Source organism: Hymenobacter volaticus, assembly GCF_022921055.1.
Taxonomy (GTDB): Bacteria; Bacteroidota; Bacteroidia; order Cytophagales; family Hymenobacteraceae; genus Hymenobacter; species Hymenobacter volaticus.
The window spans coordinates 516,920-535,116 of the sequence record NZ_CP095061.1 but is presented as its reverse complement, the minus strand read 5'-3'; the positions used below and the strand labels follow the sequence as shown (position 1 = coordinate 535,116).

The 18,197-nt window shown below is 52.4% G+C and carries 13 protein-coding genes and 2 pseudogenes; 7 read left to right on the top strand and 8 right to left on the bottom strand.

The genetic code is table 11. The features are described from left to right. Window positions 1-209 precede the first annotated feature (209 nt). Window positions 210-428 (top strand): hypothetical protein, encoded by a 219-nt coding sequence (locus MUN86_RS02305; protein WP_245121225.1) that lies wholly within the window; start codon window positions 210-212, stop codon window positions 426-428. A 206-nt stretch (window positions 429-634) separates the two neighbouring features. On the opposite strand, the gene prmA is transcribed toward MUN86_RS02305, so the two are convergent. The 4 genes from prmA to MUN86_RS02285 form a co-directional block, all read right to left on the bottom strand. Further along, window positions 635-1,465 (bottom strand): 50S ribosomal protein L11 methyltransferase, encoded by an 831-nt coding sequence (gene prmA, locus MUN86_RS02300; protein WP_245121222.1) that lies wholly within the window; start codon window positions 1,463-1,465, stop codon window positions 635-637. Window positions 1,466-1,622: 157 nt separating this feature from the next. Next, on the bottom strand, window positions 1,623-2,006 hold the full coding sequence (locus MUN86_RS02295; protein ID WP_245121220.1) for a 7(1) septoil knot domain-containing protein: 384 nt from the start codon (window positions 2,004-2,006) through the stop codon (window positions 1,623-1,625). Window positions 2,007-2,118: 112 nt separating this feature from the next. Next, window positions 2,119-2,886, bottom strand: a complete 768-nt coding sequence (gene tpiA, locus MUN86_RS02290) for a triose-phosphate isomerase (protein WP_245121217.1) — start codon at window positions 2,884-2,886, stop codon at window positions 2,119-2,121. 81 nt (window positions 2,887-2,967) lie between these two features. Further along, entirely contained in the window at window positions 2,968-3,771 is an 804-nt protein-coding gene (locus MUN86_RS02285) for a TspO-related membrane protein (RefSeq protein WP_245121214.1), read from the bottom strand. Between the two features lie 243 nt (window positions 3,772-4,014). Between MUN86_RS02285 and MUN86_RS02280 the strand changes: the two genes are divergently transcribed. After that, window positions 4,015-6,435, top strand: a complete 2,421-nt coding sequence (locus MUN86_RS02280) for a TonB-dependent receptor (protein ID WP_245121212.1) — start codon at window positions 4,015-4,017, stop codon at window positions 6,433-6,435. An 86-nt stretch (window positions 6,436-6,521) separates the two neighbouring features. Next, window positions 6,522-7,667, top strand: coding sequence for a PepSY-associated TM helix domain-containing protein (locus MUN86_RS02275; RefSeq protein ID WP_245121209.1), 1,146 nt, complete (start codon window positions 6,522-6,524; stop codon window positions 7,665-7,667). A gap of 75 nt (window positions 7,668-7,742) precedes the next feature. Here MUN86_RS02275 and uvrA read toward each other — a convergent pair. Both uvrA and MUN86_RS02265 read right to left on the bottom strand, forming a co-directional pair. Continuing rightward, window positions 7,743-10,576, bottom strand: a pseudogene (uvrA, locus tag MUN86_RS02270) (excinuclease ABC subunit UvrA). A gap of 145 nt (window positions 10,577-10,721) precedes the next feature. Beyond that, entirely contained in the window at window positions 10,722-11,213 is a 492-nt protein-coding gene (locus MUN86_RS02265; RefSeq protein ID WP_245121207.1) for a GDSL-type esterase/lipase family protein, read from the bottom strand. 446 nt (window positions 11,214-11,659) lie between these two features. Between MUN86_RS02265 and MUN86_RS02260 the strand changes: the two genes are divergently transcribed. Further along, window positions 11,660-13,099 carry an alpha/beta hydrolase family protein gene (locus tag MUN86_RS02260; RefSeq protein WP_245121205.1) on the top strand — a complete coding sequence of 480 codons (1,440 nt, stop codon included), beginning with the start codon at window positions 11,660-11,662 and terminating at the stop codon, window positions 13,097-13,099. 127 nt (window positions 13,100-13,226) lie between these two features. Here the strand turns inward: MUN86_RS02260 and MUN86_RS02255 are convergent, their stop codons facing one another. Beyond that, window positions 13,227-14,543, bottom strand: a complete 1,317-nt coding sequence (locus MUN86_RS02255; RefSeq protein ID WP_245121202.1) for an MFS transporter — start codon at window positions 14,541-14,543, stop codon at window positions 13,227-13,229. Window positions 14,544-15,260: 717 nt separating this feature from the next. On the opposite strand from MUN86_RS02255, the gene MUN86_RS02250 reads away from it, so the two are divergent. The 3 genes and pseudogenes from MUN86_RS02250 (at window position 15,261) to nth (ending at window position 16,907) form a co-directional block, all read left to right on the top strand. Then, window positions 15,261-15,896 carry an RNA polymerase sigma factor gene (locus MUN86_RS02250; protein WP_245121199.1) on the top strand — a complete coding sequence of 212 codons (636 nt, stop codon included), beginning with the start codon at window positions 15,261-15,263 and terminating at the stop codon, window positions 15,894-15,896. Continuing rightward, the gene (locus tag MUN86_RS02245) at window positions 15,835-16,065 is read left to right on the top strand and encodes a hypothetical protein (RefSeq protein WP_245121197.1); all 231 of its coding nucleotides are present in this window, start codon (window positions 15,835-15,837) and stop codon (window positions 16,063-16,065) included. Before MUN86_RS02250 ends, MUN86_RS02245 begins: the two co-directional genes overlap by 62 nt. Window positions 16,066-16,236: 171 nt before the next feature. Then, window positions 16,237-16,907: pseudogene (gene nth, locus MUN86_RS02240) on the top strand (endonuclease III). Window positions 16,908-16,988: 81 nt separating this feature from the next. Here nth and MUN86_RS02235 read toward each other — a convergent pair. Further along, window positions 16,989-18,188 carry a glycosyltransferase family 4 protein gene (locus MUN86_RS02235; protein ID WP_245121194.1) on the bottom strand — a complete coding sequence of 400 codons (1,200 nt, stop codon included), beginning with the start codon at window positions 18,186-18,188 and terminating at the stop codon, window positions 16,989-16,991. Between the last annotated feature and the right edge of the window lie 9 nt (window positions 18,189-18,197).

Genomic DNA, 18,197 nt, shown 5'->3' with positions numbered 1-18,197 from the left:
TATTCCAACTGCCTACCATCCTACAAAACCATTAAGCCCGATGCAATTGAGTACCAAATCCAGTGGCAGACCGGCAACAAGGCCCATCTAAAAAAAGCTCAGCAACAGCTAGATTATTTCTCTGCTACTTGTCGATTGTCTTCTTACTTCACGGTATCTTTCCAAACGTCATCCGCGTACGTTGTAGTGTACTTTCTTTTCTAACTGCTATGCATAATGCTGCTTCCCGGCTTTCCGCCCTTGCCCCGAACGCGCTGCTGCGCGTAGTACAGAATCTACGTGACGACATTACCCAACGCTTAGGAAAGTCATCGGCTACCGTGGCCGAGTGGCGCGACCTGCTGCTGCTCGTTGACCCGGAGGTGCAAGAACGGCCAGAATGCGGCACAGTTATCGTACGCCGGGCCGTGCTGCCCTCGACCGCCTAGCTAGTCACTATTTGGTACCTCCCCAGAACGTCTTGCCCAAGCTAGACAGCCGATCGTTGGTTCATGAGAATCCCATCGACTACGGCCTTTCTGACGAAGAATGGCTGGCCTTGTGCCTTTAGTTTAAATAAGAGACAGGAGCTAGAAATCGCGGGGTTTCACTAACTGTGTGCAGTAGCTTCTTTCTAGCTCCCGTCCTCTTACTCCTATCTGTAAAATATTGCCGACACCCAATCATTTTGCGTGCGGTGGCTTTCGTAGCGGAAACCGTGCTTTTCAGCAGCTTCGCGAATGAGGGCTAAGTCTTCCTCGTAGAAACCAGAAAACAAAATAGGACTGTTGGGCTTTAGGTACTGCCCATACGCTCCCATATCTTCCAGCAATACATTGCGGTTGATGTTTGCTAGAATGATATCGAAAGGCTCTTCCCCTTCCAACGCCGTGATGTCGCCGAGGCGGGCTTCCACCTTGTCTTGCACGTTGTTTTCTTGCGCATTATCAGCAGCATTTTCGGCTGTCCAGGGCTCCACGTCTACTGCTAGCACGTAGCTGGCGCCTAAGTGCACGGCCATGATGGCCAGAATTCCCGTGCCACAGCCCATATCCAATACCCGCTTGTTTTGGTGGTCGATGTCGAGTTGGTTGGTAATCATCAGGGCCGTGGTATCGTGGTGGCCAGTGCCAAACGACATGCGCGGCATAATCACGATTTCGTAAGCCAAATCGGGGCGGGCTTCGTGGAAGGGCGCCCGCACCGACACTTTATCGGCAATAACTAAAGGCTCGAAGTTTTTCTCCCACTCGGCATTCCAGTTCTGGCGCGTAATCACGCGGTGCTCGTAGCCGAGTTCCCCTTGCCCCTCGTAGCGGCTCATGATTTCGGCCACGGCATCGGCCACGAACTGGTCTTCATCGATGTAGGCACAAAAGCCCTCATCGTTGTCTTCGAAGGTGTTATAGCCTACCTCGGCCAATTCAGCTACTAATATGTCGGCCAATTCGCGCGGAGCAACTACGCGCACTTCTACAAAATCCATAAGCAATAATCGGAAGAGAAACTCAATGAGTCCGGCGTGCCGGGTAGCAAAGTTCGCAGGAAAAAGCTAGTCGAACGGATAGTGCTATCGTAGTTCATGAAAAAGCCCTTTCACTACCATTGAGTGAAAGGGCTTTTTCATGAGTTGTACAACTGTGTTACTGCTTTCGGCAGCCCGCAAAAGAGCGCACTTTGGTGTAGCTAACACTAAAGTCAGCTAGCTCACGCTTATTAGATACAAACAGCACGTAATCAGCAAAGTCGCGGGCTTCAGTGAAATACCAAAGACCAGCTTTATCAGCGAAAAGCTTGTTGTCTTCGGCAAACACTAGCACATCGGCAAAAGCTTCTTCCGGCTCCTCGTATATCACGCCGAAGCAGGCGCTACGCCGCCGTGGGTCGCGCTCCAGGTAGATTGTGCCGTAGATCCGGCACGGCTCGATGGAGCCCACCGGTGCCACCGCCACATAAGGCACGCGAGGCGCTGGTGTCGCAAAGGGATTAAGCGCCAGCAGGCCAGATACAAGAAGTTCAGCAAGCATAGTGGGAACGAAGAGGTATACCGTCTGACAATTATCTGGCCGGATTTAGTTTAATATAAACGCGAAATCCCCGCTGCCATGTACACACAGCAGCGGGGATTTCGCGTCTAGATTAGAAGGACTTGATGATTTCCGTGAAGTCGCGCGACTTGAGGGAAGCACCACCAATCAAGCCACCGTCTACGTCGGGCTGGCTGAACAACTCGCGGGCGTTTTGAGCGTTGGCTGAACCACCGTACAGGATGGTGGTATTTAATGCTGCTTCGGCATCGTAGGCGCGGGCTATCTGCTCCCGGATGAAGGCATGCACTTCCTGCGCCTGAGCACTGGTGGCTGTTTTACCCGTTCCGATGGCCCAAATCGGTTCGTAGGCAATGACTACCTGGTCGAACTCCTCGTTGGATAGATGGAACAACCCGTCTTTCAACTGCTTGCTAATGAAGTTGAAAGTGTCGTCGGCTTCGCGCGTTTCCAGCGATTCGCCGACGCAGAAGATCGGCTTCAAACCAGCAGCTAATACTGCTTTCAGCTTCTGGCTCAGCAGTTCGTCGTCTTCGCGGAAATACTGCCGACGCTCGGAGTGCCCAAGAATCACGTACTCGCACCCTACCGACTGCAACATTTTGGCAGATACTTCGCCGGTGTAGGCACCGCTTTCCTTTTGGCTGCAGTTTTGCGCTCCTAGGTGGAAGCGGCTGTTGGTAGGCAGTTGCTTGCCAATGGCAGCTAGAAAAGGAAACGGCGGGCAAATAACTACTTCAACCCCGTTGGGGCCAGTAACTTCATCTTGCACCATATTGGTGATTTCCGATACCAGGGCGAGGCCGTCCTGATAGGTGGTGTTCATTTTCCAGTTGCCGGCAACGATATTCTTACGCATGGAGGGCGAATTGAGGTGGAAGAAGATGGACGCAAGTTAGTGGGTCTGGCCAACCTAACCGGTGTTTTCTGACTGGCCAAGTCAAACCTCTACCATCCGACGGCCCCAACTCGACGACAGTGCCAAGCCACCCAAACCCACAATACCCGCTCCTATTAGGGCAGCCCAGCTTAGTTCAGGATACACATGGCGTTGCGCTACCCATATGGCTACTAGAGCCCAGGCAACCACCAGCGGGAAAGCCACTTCTTTGAATTCGCGGCTAATAAGCAGGCCGAGGCCTACTACGACTGTCAGTAGCACGAGCCCCAACAGCATTGCTAAGTTTAGGTCAGGTTCCCAACCCAACTGCCGCAGCCCGATGATGCTGTTGATGGTGAAGGCCACCGAAATCCAACCTAGATACAAGGCAAAGGGTACGCTAACCCAACGAGGAGCAACATCGGCTAGTACCAGCCGCCGCGCCCGACCATAGGCCATGACCAGTGCCCCGAGGATAATCATCATGGCTAGCCAGCAAGGCAATATCCGTTCGTAGGCAAACAACACCACCCACAGTGCGGTAACAACACTGGCCAACGTGAGGGGTTGCGCGACGGCGTCGGGCAGCGGATTACTTCGCTGAGCTGGCAACAATTGCCAAACTGCATATAAGGTCAGAGACAAGAAAATCAGCCCCCAAATAGAAAAGGCATAGCCGGCCGGAGTTAGCAGAGTGGGGTACTTGCCCGAAACTGTACCCATACTCTGCCCATTGAAAGGATATGCATTTGAGTAATAATTGAGGCCAATATTGCCGAGCACGGCTGCTGCTGCGAGCCACCGCCAAATGCGGTTAGAAGCAGATTCACGTAGCGAATAAGAGGAAGTAAACGTGGAGGACATACGCTGAAGGTTAGTGAACGTCAGTACGCTTCGTGGTGCATGTCGTGTATAATACAAGCACTTCTTCCAAAGTTACAAACAGTATTTATTCAACATCTTATTTAAACCTCGTCTAATTATTATTTATAAAATGTCTAAATAATCAGAATTACTCCCGAGTTTTGCAGGTAATAACCTACTGCAACCTGAATGAACCCGTTTACTCTACGCACAACAAGTCAGCAGCTTACTTTTCTGCTTCTCTTGTTACTCTTTACCCTCTCCTTATCAGCTCATGCGCAAAAAGGGGTGGTGCAAGGTCGTATCACCACAGTTGGAGGCCTACCTATTGTAGGGGTTTCCATTGGTATCAAGGGCACAAGCAAAGGTGCTAACACCGACAACAGCGGCAACTATCGTATTGGCGGGTTGCAGCCGGGCACGTACACGCTGGGCGTGCGGCTTGTGGGCTACACCACCCAAGAGCGGCCGGTGCAGGTGGTAGCCGGCCAAACGAGCAGCCAAGATTTCCAGCTCACAGAAAACACCGAGCAGCTGAACGAAGTGGTAGTAGAGGGCAGCGCCATCAATAGGTTTGCGCGCAAAGAGTCTGAATATGTGTCGAAGATGCCGCTGAAAAACCTGGAGAATCCACAGGTCTACGCTACCGTGGGCAAGGAGCTACTGACCGAACAGTTGGTTTTCACGGTGGATGATGCTATCCGCAACGCGCCGGGCGTGCAGCGCATGTGGGAAGCCACGGGCCGCGCCGGCGACGGAGGCAGTTTCTATAATAGCCGCGGTTTTGTGGTATCAAGCCAATTGCGCAACGGTATCGCTGGCAACGTAACCAGCGACATTGACGCTGTGAACCTGGAAAGGCTGGAAGTAATCAAAGGCCCATCGGCTACGCTCTACGGCAGCTCGCTCACGTCGTACGGTGGCTTGCTCAACCGCGTGACCAAGCGGCCTACCGATTCGTTTGGGGGCGAGATAAGTGTGGCAGGCGGCAGCTACGGCTTCCACCGCATCAGCGCTGACGTGAACCTAGTAGACCCTACGGCCACCGACAACAAGCCCAAGGCACTGGCTTTCCGTTTGAACACAGCTTACAACTACGAAGACAATTTCCAGAACGAAGGCTTCGGCAAAAATTTGGCCGTAGCTCCCAGCTTGACGTTCCGCCCCTCTGACCGCCTCACTATCAATCTCGATGCTGAGTTGTACCAGAGCCGCAACGTGGGCAAGCAGTTGATTTTCTTTTATTACCCCGCAGCACAATTAGGCTTCGACCGTGCCGACCAGGCTCCCATCGACTACCGCAACTCCTACATGGGCAACGGGCTGACGCAACAGTCGCGCAGTGCAAACTTCTTCGGGCAAGTGAACTATCAGATTGCCCCGGGCTTCACGTCTTCCACCAACCTGACATCCAGCCACAGCTATTCTAACGGCTTCGGTCCGTATTTCTACTTCCTGCCCGACGTGGCCCTAGACTCTACGGCCGGTCCTGGCACGCACAACTTGACTCGTGCTGACCAATCGACTAATAACAGCAGCAACCAAGTATTCGAGGTGCAGCAGCTGTTCAATGGAGATTTCAAAGTGGGCAACCTGCGCAACCGCGTGGTGCTGGGCCTGGACTTTCTGCGCGTTGATTCGGATATCGAGTTCTTTGGGGGTGCCGGTGATGTTGTACCGCTGAATGTGCCGGGCTACAACTACGGCAGCCGGTTCAACGGTGACTCTCTAACGGCGTTCTACAACAGCCAAACCACCAAATCGACCTACCCTATCACTACCAAGTCGAACACCTACAGCGCTTTTGTCTCGGACGTACTCAACCTGACCGACAAGCTGAGCGTGCTGGCGGCCCTGCGCCTCGACCACTACGACAACAAAGGTGGGATTCTGTACACGCCGGTTAAAGCTTATTCGCAAACCACTCTTTCACCCAAATTTGGCGTGGTGTTTCAGCCAGTGCTAGACCGGGTGTCGTTGTTTGCCAACTACCAAAACAGCTTTATCAACCGCGGGGCCTATTTAGGAGTTGACCAACTGCCAACCGATGCCGCTCGCATTGCCAAGCCCGAACAAGCCAACCAAATGGAGGGCGGGGTAAAGCTGGATGCAGCCAACGGGAAAATCAGTGCTACAGTGAGCTACTACGATATTCGGGTGAAGAATATCCTGCGTACTACCCCTACCCTAACCAACCCGCAAGCCCAAACGCAGAACGGCACCCAACTCAGCAAGGGTGTAGAGCTTAGCTTGATTGCTAACCCGGTGCAAGGTTTCAACGTGGTGGCTGGCTTTAGCTACAACGACTCCAAACTGACCCGCACTACCGAAGATGTGAATGGTCGGCGGCCTGGCACGGCTTCATCTCCTTATCTGGCCAACCTGTGGCTGAGCTACCGGTTGTCGGAAGGTGCGCTGCGGGGCTTGGGCTTGGGTGCCGGCGGCAACTACGCCAGCGACAACAAAATCGTGAATACCACTGCCAGCGTCTTTACGCTGCCTTCCTACACGGTGCTCAACGCTAGCATCTACTACGACCAGCCTAAATTCCGGGTGTCGGCCAAAGTAGACAATTTCACCAACGAGCATTACTGGATTGGCTATACTACCATGAGCCCGCAAAAGCTGCGCAGCATCATCGGTAGCGTGAGCTATAAGTTCTAGACTGCCCTAGCGTCGGGAGTTGCTAGCACTTCGTTACGCCGCTCCCGACGCTTGCACGGTTTCTTCACCTTCCGCGTTTCTCTCCTATGACCTTTAAGAAAGCTGTCGGCAAAGTGCACCTCTGGCTCGGACTAGCGTCCGGGCTCGTGGTGCTTATTGTGAGCATCACGGGAGCCATCTTCACCTTTCAGGATGATATTCGCGATTTGACGGAACCGTGGCGCAAGGTGGAAGTGCAGGCTACGGCGCCGGTGCTGCCCTCGCGTTTGCAAGCCGCCGCGCTGGCAAACCATCCGGGTGTGGGCGCTGAAACTTCTTGGATAACCTACTTTGCCCCCGACCGTTCGGCTACTGTGTTTTTCGTTGACAAAGCCGGCCTGCCCATTCAAGTGTACCTGAACCCGTACACGGGCCTAGTACTAAAGGAGCAAAACCTACGCACGCACTTCTTTACCATCGTTCAGGAAATCCACATGCACCTGCTGCTGCCAGAAGCGGTAGCTAAATGGGTGGTAGGCATCAGCATATCTATTTTCGTGGTAATGATGCTCACGGGCTTGGTGCTGTGGTGGCCGAAACGCAAGCAGGAGCGTAAGCAGCGCTTCACCATCAAGTGGGGAGCCCGCTGGCGGCGCGTCAACTACGATTTGCACAATGTGCTCGGCTTCTACGCGGCTAGCGTTGGGCTAGTGCTGGCCCTCTCTGGTCTGTTCATGATTTACCCTTGGATGCTGGAGACGATTCGGTTTGCAGTTGATGGTGGCAAACCGGCTCCTCAGGAGCTAATGACCACCAATCTTGACACCCTGCAAACTGTTACGGCAGCCAGCCAGCCGCTATCCGATATAGTGTATCGTAGCGTACGCCGCCTTTCGCCTAAAAACGAGATGATACTCATTGGGCCAACTGGTACAGGCAAAGCCCCCGCGTTCTGCTGGACCTATCAGAAGGCACTTCATTACTACAACCGCGACGAGTACGCCTTCCACCCTACTTCGGGCCAGCTACTGGAGTCCCGTTTTCATGCCACCAAAAGCGTCGGCACCAAGTTTTCCGACATGAACTATGACTTGCACACCGGCCAAATCCTAGGTTTCGGCGGCAAAATAGTGGCGTTCTTAGGGAGTTTGATTTCCGCGAGCCTGCCCATTACCGGCACCGTTATCTGGTGGGGCCGGCGCTACAAAGCCAAACGCTCAAAACAACCCGTAGCACAAGTAGCTACCGTCTGAAATTAGTGCCTTCCTGATAAAGCAACGGCCTGACTAGTAAACTAGTCAGGCCGTTGCTTTTGCTGCAATATGCGGCTACAGTTTCTCAGCCAAGAATCGCGCAGTGTGGTTGGTGTCCTTCAATTTCGCCATTTCTTCTGGCGTACCTTCGAACAGCAAGTGGCCACCGTTGATACCGCCTTCGGGCCAAGGTCAATCACCCAGTCGGCACACTTGATGATGTCCATGTTGTGCTCGATAATAAGCACCGAGTTGCCTTGTTCCACCAGCGCATTCATGGCTGTCATCAGCTTGTTGATGTCGTGAAAGTGCAGGCCCGTGCTTGGCTCGTCGAAGATGAATAGGATCTTGTCTTGCTGCAGCGTAGCGCCTTTGGTGAGGAAGGAAGCCAGCTTTACGCGCTGGGCTTCCCCACCGCTCAGTGTGCTAGCCGACTGCCCCAAGCGAATGTACCCCAATCCTACATCATCGAGCGGCTTGAGGCGCTCCACTAGCTTCGACTGGCCTTGGAAGAAGGTGATGCTGTCGGCAATGGTCATGTCCAGCACCTCGTCAATGCCCTTGTCCTGGTATTTCACATCCAGGATGTCTTGCTTGAACTTGCGGCCGCCGCAGCTTTCACACGTCAGGAAGATGTCGGCCATGAACTGCATTTCGATCTTCACCTGACCCTCACCCTGGCATACTTCGCACCGTCCGCCATCAATATTGAAGCTGAAGTGAGAAGGCTTAAAGCCGCGTGCTTTAGCCAGTGGCTGATCAGCAAACAGCGCCCGAATAGTGTCGTAGGCCTTCACGTAGGTAACCGGGTTGGAGCGGCTGCTCTTACCGATAGGGTTCTGATCCACAAACTCGACGTGCGTTACTTGTCCGTTCACGCCGGTTAGCCGGTCGAATTTACCCGTCGATTCGCCAGCACCGCCACCGAGCTGCTTGAGCAGCGCCGGAGCCAGTATCCGCCGTATTAGCGTAGACTTGCCCGAGCCGGATACGCCCGTTACCACTGTCATCACGTTCAGCGGAAATTTCACCGATACGTTTTTCAGGTTGTTTTCGCGGGCGCCAGTTAGCTCCAACACATTGCGCCAAGTGCGACGCACTTTGGGCACGGGCACTTCGAGGCGGCCACTCAGGTATTGGCCCGTATAGGTTTCAGTATCCTTGAGTAGCTCGTCGTAAGTACCTTGGAACATCAGATTGCCGCCGCCGCTACCGGCCTCGGGCCGATGTCGAGAATCTGGTCGGCTACTTCCATCATCTTTTCTTCGTGCTCCACCACAATCACGGTGTTGCCGAGTTGCTGTAAGGAGCGCAACACTCCAATCAATTGCTCAGCGTCTTTGGGATGCAAGCCAATACTTGGCTCATCAAGAATATACATCGAGCCCACCAGCGCCGAACCGAGCGAGGTAGCCAACGAAATGCGTTGGCTCTCTCCACCCGACAGCGTGCTGCTCAGGCGGTTCAGGGTAAGGTAGCCTAGCCCAACCCGGTTCAGGTACTCTAAACGGTTGGTGATTTCCGTTACTAGCCGTTCGGCCACTTTGGCGTCGTGCTCGTCCAGATCCATGTTCTGGAAAAACTCTAGCGCCCGGCTTACGGGCAGCAGCACCAAATCCGTGATGCTCTGACCAGAAATTTTAACGTACTGTGCGTCTTTGCGCAGACGGGTGCCGCGGCAGTCGGGCAAGTGGTGCGGCCTCGGTAGCGGCTTTGTAGGACGCGGTACTGAATTTTGTGCGTCTGCGTGGCTACCCACTTAAAGTAGTCGTCGAGACCGTCGAAGTACTTGTTGCCTTTCCAAAGCAATTGGCGTTCGGCTTCGCTCAGTTCGTTGTAGGGCCGGTGAATCGGGAAGTCGAAACGAATGCCATTCTTTAGTAGCGGTTTCAGCCACTCACTTTGCTTGTCGGTACGCCAAGGCGCAATGGCGCCTTCGTACACAGTTAAACTCTTGTCGGGAATTACCAGGTCCTCGTCAATGCCTAGCACTGAACCAAACCCTTCGCAGGTCTGGCAGGCACCATACGGATTGTTGAACGAGAAGAAGTTGACACTCGGCTCCTCGAACACCTTGTCGTCCAGCTCGAACCGGTCGGAGAAGGTGCGGGTTTCGTCGTCCAGCTTCACAATGCAGGTACCGTGCCCCTCGAAGAAGGCCGTTTGCACCGAGTCGGAAAGGCGGAACATCAGGTCCTCGTCGCCGGGGTGAATCACGGCTCGGTCTATCATGATGAACACGTCACCTTCTACCTCAGGCTGGCCTTCGGCAATCAGTTCTTCTATGAAAGCAGTTGAACCGTTGGCTACCACCCGTGAATAACCTTTTTGCAGCAGCAAGTCCAACTCCTTGCTCATGGGCCGGTTGTCGTCGGCGCGCAACAGAGGAGCCAGCAGCATCACCCGCGTATCGGCGGGCAACTGCATGAGGTAGTCTACCACGTCGGCTACGTTGTCTTTGCGCACTTGGTCCCCGCTAACCGGTGAATACGTGCGGCCTACCCGCGCAAATAACAGCTTCAGGTAGTCGTAGATTTCGGTGCTGGTGCCGACGGTTGAGCGGTTGTTCTTGATGCTCACTTTCTGCTCGATGGCAATAGCCGGCGAAATACCCGGATATAGTCGACATCGGGTTTGTCCATCCGGCCCAGGAACTGGCGGGCGTAGCTGCTTAGGCTTTCCACGTACATCCGCTGTCCTTCGGCATACAGCGTATCAAATGCCAACGACGACTTGCCCGAGCCCGATAGACCCGTGACAACAATGAATTTATTGCGCGGCAGTGCCACGCTCAGGTTCTTCAGATTATGAACCCGAGCATTTTTTATTAGGATAAACTCGCGCGGATCGAGTTGATCAATTGGGTCGGCCGCGGGGGCAGCCATTTGCAAAGCAGAATTTTCGGCCATAGACGGGGTAACAGCCACAACCGGGGGTTTGGTTTCCGGCGGGTGCGGTTTGCTACAACGAAGGTACGCGGGACGAACGGGAGGTTGGCGCGCCTTCTTGCGGAAAGCCCGATTAGCCGTTGATACGGCTTAGTAAGTACCCGTTTTATTTCTTCAGATACGGCCTCAGCACCCGCGTCCAGATTTCGTAACCGGCCGGGGTCATGTGTAAGCCATCCTCTACGTATAGATCGGAGCGCGGCTGGCCATTAGGACCAAGCATAGGCTTGCCAACATCCGCGAAGCGCAACCGCTGAGGATGCGCCTCAATGTATTGCTTGATTAAAGAATTGGCTTCCTGCATCTTAGGATACAATGCCCAGCGGGCTATGCTCGGTTTGATCGAAACAAAAACCAATTCTGCTTCGGGCAACTTTTCGCGCATCAGCTTCTCAAACTGTAGAAACGAATCGTACACCTGAGCGGGAGTAGCACCGGCTCCAATATCGTTGTCGCCCTCATAGAGTATCACCTGACGCGGCCGATAACGCACTACTAGCTTATCGAACAACTGAATAGCATCGGGAAAGCGTGAGCCTCCAAATGCCCGGTTTAACACCGGTCGACCTTTGAAATCCGTGGCAAGCGTCTTCCACATCCGTATGGAGGAGCTACCATAAAACAGCAAGGGTGCTGTCGGGGGCTTATGCAAACTATCCTGCCGGCTGAAAGCTTGGAGTTCCGCTTTCCACTGTTCAGGATTGATTGGTTCAATAGTTGCCTGACCGTAGCCCTTAAGCACTGATAATACTAGCAGCAAACAGAAAAAGCTGCTCCGTTGAAGTCTTGAGTTAACCATACAAAGAATAACGTGTCCTGATGGCAAGTAAGGTAACCGTTAAGTCTTTATTAAGTCAACAGATGGTGTTTCAGTATCTTACTGCACTTATTTAATAATATTGAATTATTTGGCTAACATGAACACTTATATAGTGCTAGTAATTTGGTAATTTTCGGCTTTATATCTCTTTGGGTGTCGATTCAAGTATTGTATTATAAAACTTTATGAAGAAAAGCTTACAAACTTTCTTTCTATTCTGGCTTATGGTAGTAACACTACCCGCCATAGCAGGTGCTCCCATAGTGCTGAACGGGCAATGGCGTGGCCCATTAAAAGTACCTGGCGGTACAATCGAACTCATTGTTACTATCGTTCCTCTCACCAATGGGACTTACTATGCTGCTCTCGACGTACCGCAGCAGCGCATTTACCGCATGCCGGTAGAGGTAGTCTTGAAAGGCAACGACCTTAGCCTGCAGATCGAGCAGGCAGGTAGTAGTTTTAAAGGCAAGGTTGTAAAGGACGGAGCCATTCTAGCTGGCGTCTGGAAGCAACCTGGTTTGTCAGGAGCGTTAGAAATGCAGCGGGCGGGCTCTGCTACTGCTGCTTCGGGCAAAGTGCGCCTGACGCCTCCCTACCGTGAAGATGACATCAATTTCACCAATGTAGCAGCCAAACTGCGCCTCGCAGGCACGCTAACTGTGCCCGCCGGGCCAGGCCCCTTTCCAGCCGTCGTGCTCCTCTCCGATTCGGGTCCACAAGACCGCGACGCTGGGGAGCAAGAGTATCGTATGTTCAGCATTCTGGCCGATTACCTAACTCGCCGCGGCATCGCCGTACTGCGCTTCGACGACCGTGGCGTAGGTAGGTCGCAAGGCAGTTATTTCAACACCACTACCATCGATATGGTAGGCGATGCGCAGGCAGCTATGAGCTTTTTGCGCAGTCAGAATCTTATCAATCCCGAGCAAGTTGGCTTTATTGGACACGGGGAAGGAGCCAACGTAGCCTTACTAGCAGCTGCTGATGCTAATGTGGGCAAACCAGCTTTTGTGGTATCATTGGCAGGTTATGGCCTCCCCGGGCGTCATGTATTGGTGCAGCAACAGCTAGAAATCATGCGGCTCATTGGTGCTAACCCTGCGCAAGTGAAAGCAGCATTGGCACTACACGTTGAAATGATTGATATTATTCGGCAGACGCCGAACGATGCGGTAGCTCGGAGCAAAGTGGCTTCCACGTTGCGCAACGGCAACACCGACCTCGATCCGCACATGGCGCGTGCCCGGGCTATTCAGCTCACCTCCCCTTGGTCCCGCTACTTCATTGACTTCGAGCCAGCGCGCAAGTTGCCCGACGTAAAATGCCCTGTACTCGCCCTCAACGGCACCAATGATTTGCAGGTAGAAGCCAGTGGCAACTTGGCTATGCTACGCCGGGGTCTACATAACAGCCGGGACGTTAAAACCCAAAAGATTACGGGTGTTAATCATTGGCTACAACCTTTGCAGGAAGAATGGGCCATCGTAAATGGCGAGCAGCAACCCACTTTCTCACCTAAGGCACTGGAATTGATGCGCGAATGGATAGCCGCACGCACCACACAACCAGGTGCTGTACCTGTTACAGTGAAACGTACTTCTCCAGCCAAAGCCAAAATAAGTCGCGAGGTACAAGCCACAAAGCCGCAAGCTAGTCGCTAGACGTTAGCCATACTCACCAGAAAAAAGCCCCGACTGCTGCGCTATACAAGCGCTGGCAGCCGGGGCTTTTTCTGCGCTTAGGATAGAAACACAATACGTGCCTTTGTGCCACTTGTATATGAAGGGGCTACGCTTTCACTGGCTTTGGCGTTAAGTCAAGGCGTCGTAGCTTGTCGGCTCGCCATGCGGTTATTCCTACCACCAGCAGCGTCATAGCTCCCCCAACTACCACAGACTTAACCACGCCCAATAGTCGTGCAGTAACGCCCGACTCGAAGGCGCCAATTTCGTTGGATGAACCAATGAAGATGTTGTTGACCGCTGATACTCGACCTTTCATATACTCTGGTGTATAAGTATGAATAAGAGTCGAACGGACAATAACTGACACTGAATCGAAGACACCCGTCATAAACAGGAGGAACAGCGAAAGCCAGAAGCTGCTTGATAAAGCGAACAGGATAGTAGCCAACCCAAACCCTGCCACTGCCCATAGCAACTTAAGCCCTGCTTTTCGCCGGAGCGGAAAATAGGTGAGCGACACCGCCATTAGCACCGAACCTACTGCCGGCGCAGCCCGCAAATAGCCTAGCCCGTCGGCCCCCACCATCAGCACTTTGTCGGCAAAGACAGGAAGCAAAGCCACTGCTCCACCAAATAACACGGCAAAAAGATCGAGCGAAAGAGCAGCCAGTACCAGTTGGTTTTGGAATATAAACTGCATTCCACTCAAAACGCTTTCCTTCAAGTTGAGCTTTTCCCCTTCTGTAACAGGTAATGGCCGCCCGGCAATGCTGATAAACAACAGCAACGAAAGAGCCATTAAAGCAATATCGACGCCATAGGCGACAGACATACCGAAGTGCGCAAACAATAAGCCACCGATAGCTGGTCCTACTACTGCTGCGGTTTGCCAAGTGGTGCTATTCCAGGTAATAGCGTTGGCAAGGTGCTCACGAGCTGGCATAAGCTGTGGCATAAACGAAAACACAGCGGGCCCTAAGAAACCTCTTGCCACACCACTCACAAATATTACGGCGTAGAGCGGCAACGCTTTTAACTCAACGAGACCAGCCAACGGCACTCGGAAACTAATTCCAGCCGTTAGGAGAGGCAAACCTGTCGGGCTAGCCAGCAGCCATAGCGCTACCGAGCACAACAGCAACACGGCCACCATAGCAACAATAATATTCTTCCGACGCACCGAATCGGCAAGGTGGCCGGCGTAAAGAGACACAACAATGCTAGGAATAGCCTCCGCTAAACCAATCAGGCCCAAGGCAAGTGGATCACCGGTTAGTTTGAACATCTGCCAACTCACAGCCACTCCTTGTACTTGAGTGGCCAGCGTCATACACGCGCGGGCTGAAATAAAGCGGCGGAACTCTGGTAAGCGCAAAGCCGCATAGGGGTCGTGGCGCGGAGTAGCAGAAGCAGTGGGCATGGATTGGAAACGAGCAACTAAGACCCTAAAGGTAAGGCTAGGCTCTAAAACGAGTTCCTAGTTTCCGAGTTCAGGTCGCGGTGGTTCTTCTACAAAGTACCACTGGATATACCTCCAGCTATTCGCCTGTAAAGAGCAAACTGCTCGAGCCCGCAGAAGTTGAACAGCCACTTCTTAAAATCAGCTAAATAGGGTTTTACCGTATTTACATATAATTGTTTGAGCGTTTTCCCGAGCAATATCAGCGTATCGTCTAAATGCGAATCTTCCATCATATGGCCATTTTTCTAAAGCTTACAATAGAGTAAGATTTCCACTACTAAATACTGTTTGCTTACCTAATACTAACAAACAGCTGAGCATTAAATATTGGCTATACTGCACGCTAGCAAGCTCATACGGGTCATCAAACAAAGCGTAATGAGCTTGCATACATTAATTAGTGTAATACAATATTAGCCCTCGCAGGAAGCTGCGCAGGTAATTGCAAGGAATTAATCTAGCGCAACAGAACATAGTTGATTTCATATTCTATATAAAAAGGTTTCACAATGTGAAAAAATATTTTCAACTAACACTGGTTAGGCATTGTGTTTGCCCCGGCAGTTCTCTACATTTGGTACAGAAGGAAATCTTCATCTTTCGTTCATCTAAGAAAATTCACCGGTAATCACGCAATATGGTTTGAAGCTCTACGTTCCCTTATTCGTAGCCTTTATGGAAACCATGCAGCCGAGCGACTCCGCTCTGATTTCACTATATATTGCCGGCAAAGAAGAAGCCTTCGCGCAATTGCTCGAACGTCATAAAGCCCGCGTCTTCACCACCATCATGCTGATTGTGCGTGATGAGGACGTGGCCGATGACTTGCTGCAGGATACCTTTATCAAGGCTATTCACACCATGAAAAGTGGTCGATACAACGAAGAGGGAAAATTCTCTTCTTGGATCTGCCGAATTGCTCACAACCTGGCCATTGATTTTTTCCGTCGCGAGAAGCGCAGCCCGCTGCTCAACCTCGACACAACGAGCCATGCTTTCAATACCCTCTCGCATGCCGAGGAGGGTGTGGAATCCGCTCTGACCCGGGAAGAAACCTACGCCCGACTCCGTGAACTGATACAGGATCTGCCAGCGGCTCAGAAGGAAGTACTAGTGATGCGCCACTACGGCGATATGAGCTTCCAAGAAATTGCCGACGCGACAGGGGTTAGTATCAACACTGCGCTGGGAAGGATGCGTTATGCGCTGATCAACCTTCGGAAGAAGATGGCCGTACAACCAACTCTCTATGATCAAAACCTTACCCAACGAGAAGCTGCTCCGGTACGTGTACAACGAATTGCCAGCTGATGAGCAGCAGGAAGTAGAACAAGCTTTGGCGCATGACCCTGAGTTGGCCGTCGCCTGTGCCGATCTGCTTTTGGCACAACGCACGCTAGATGCTCTGGCTTGTGCGCCGCGCCAACGCAGCACCGACGCTATTTTACAGTATTCACGTACTTTTCTACGCTCGGCGTAACAAGTACCTGGGTAGCTAAGCACCTAGAATAAAAAAACGGAACACCACGAAGCCTGCCATGCGGTAACTTCGTGGTGTTCCGTTTTTTTTATTCTAGGTACTAACTGATTGTTCCTGCCTCTTTGCCGGACGCCCATTATTTCAGCTGTTCCTTGCCTTTGCTACTTTACCATGCGTACTACTGAGCGCTTTCGCAATTTCATAGATTACTTCACCACCAATTTTCCGCAGCCTAAAACTGAGTTGCACTACACCAATCCATACGAGCTTATTGTAGCCGTGGTATTAAGTGCACAATGCACCGATAAGCGTGTCAATCAAATAATGCCTGCTTTAATCGAGCAGTTCCCAACGCCAGCTCATTTGGCTGCTGCTACTGCCGAAGACATATTTCCTTACATACGAAGTGTTTCATACCCGAATAATAAGGCGAAGCACTTAGCCGGGCTTGGTAGACTGCTGACTGACGAATTCGGGGAGAAGTGCCTAGCAGCATCGAAGAATTGCAGCGGTTACCGGGCGTGGGTCGCAAAACGGCCAACGTAGTGGTATCCGTGATTTACAACCAGCCTGCCATGGCCGTGGATACACATGTGTTTCGGGTGTCACACCGTTTAGGCTTGGTTCCTCGCACTGCTACTACTCCCCTTGCTGTAGAGAAAGCCCTAGTAAAGCACATCCCTGAAACATTGATTCCGAAAGCGCACCATTGGCTGATTTTACATGGCCGCTACATCTGCGTGGCTCGTCAGCCTAAATGCGCTATTTGTCCTCTCACAAGTTGGTGCAAATATTACGCAACGAACGTGGCTGTAACCCAAAAACCGTCCTTACTGCCCTAAATAAAGACAAACGAGACGCCAACTAGCACAACTTAGTATAAAACTAGTTCTTGCCAGTACAACAGTTCTCCTCTGTTCTTTTCATGTAATAGCTTGCTCGAGCCTATCCTGCATAATAGCCGCTATTTTCTGACGGTCAAAGGCGTTTGCAGCTAACTCTCGGCCGGCCTCACCTGCTACACGCAGCTGTCGAGGATGCTCAAACAGCTTGCGTAACTGTTCCGCTAGAGCAATTGCGTTGTCGGCTGGAGAGTACCATCCGCATTTATTGCTTTCGACCAAGTCGCGCGTCCAGCCGCTATTGGTAATGATTACAGGAGTGCCCACAGCCAAGCTATCGTAGAGCTTAGCTGGGGAGTTTGCATCTAATACAGGCATTCCTAGAAACGACACCACAGATACATCAGCTAACTTAAACCATGTGAATACCGCATGACGCGGTTGCGGAGGCACTAGGCGGATATAGGAGTGATTGATAGCGGCTTCTCTCAGCAGAGGCTCGTCGTAGCCATGCCCCATGAACAACCAAACAACTTCTGGACACTTAGCGGCCAGGGCTACTGCAGCAGCCACCAGCATCGGGATGTTGTTAGCTCGCCCAAAGGTGCCTGCGTACAGAACAACTCGTCGACCTTGCAGCTGAAGCTGTTGACGTAAATCAGCTATAGCGCTATCGGTGGCACGGGCCGCCAAGTCGAGGTCAGTACCGTTGAGCACAGTAGTTAGCTTCTCCTCGGGAATTCCTAAACGGCGTATGTAATCAGTCATACCCGGCGACAACGGCAGGATATGACGAGCCGACTGATACAAGCTTTTTTCTACAGAGAACATCTGCTTTTGCGCCCACTTGTTAGGCACCGCTCCCATGGCTACCGGAAACGAAGGCCACAAGTCCTGCACCTCAAATACCCACTGTATTCGGCGCCAACGAGCCACCTGAGCGGCGGCCCAAGCCGCCGTCAAGGGCGTACTGATTCCCCAAATTACGTCGGGCTTATCTATTCGCAACCCTTCGCGCAGGGCATAAGCTGCATATTGCCCGAAAGCCAACGCTCGGCGCGGCACACCCATCTTGTTATGATAAGGCACTACAGCAGCACGCATTTCTACCCCCTCTGGCAGCCACGGAAACTCTTGTGTCAGCCGCTGCCGCTCCCAAGTGCGTGTGGTAATAAGCGTGACGCGGTGCGTACGGGCAATATGCGCTAGCAATGCATAATGCCGGCTTGTCGCCGGACAGTCGGGGTTAGTGTGGTACTGACTGAAGACGGCAATATGCACGTAAGAGTA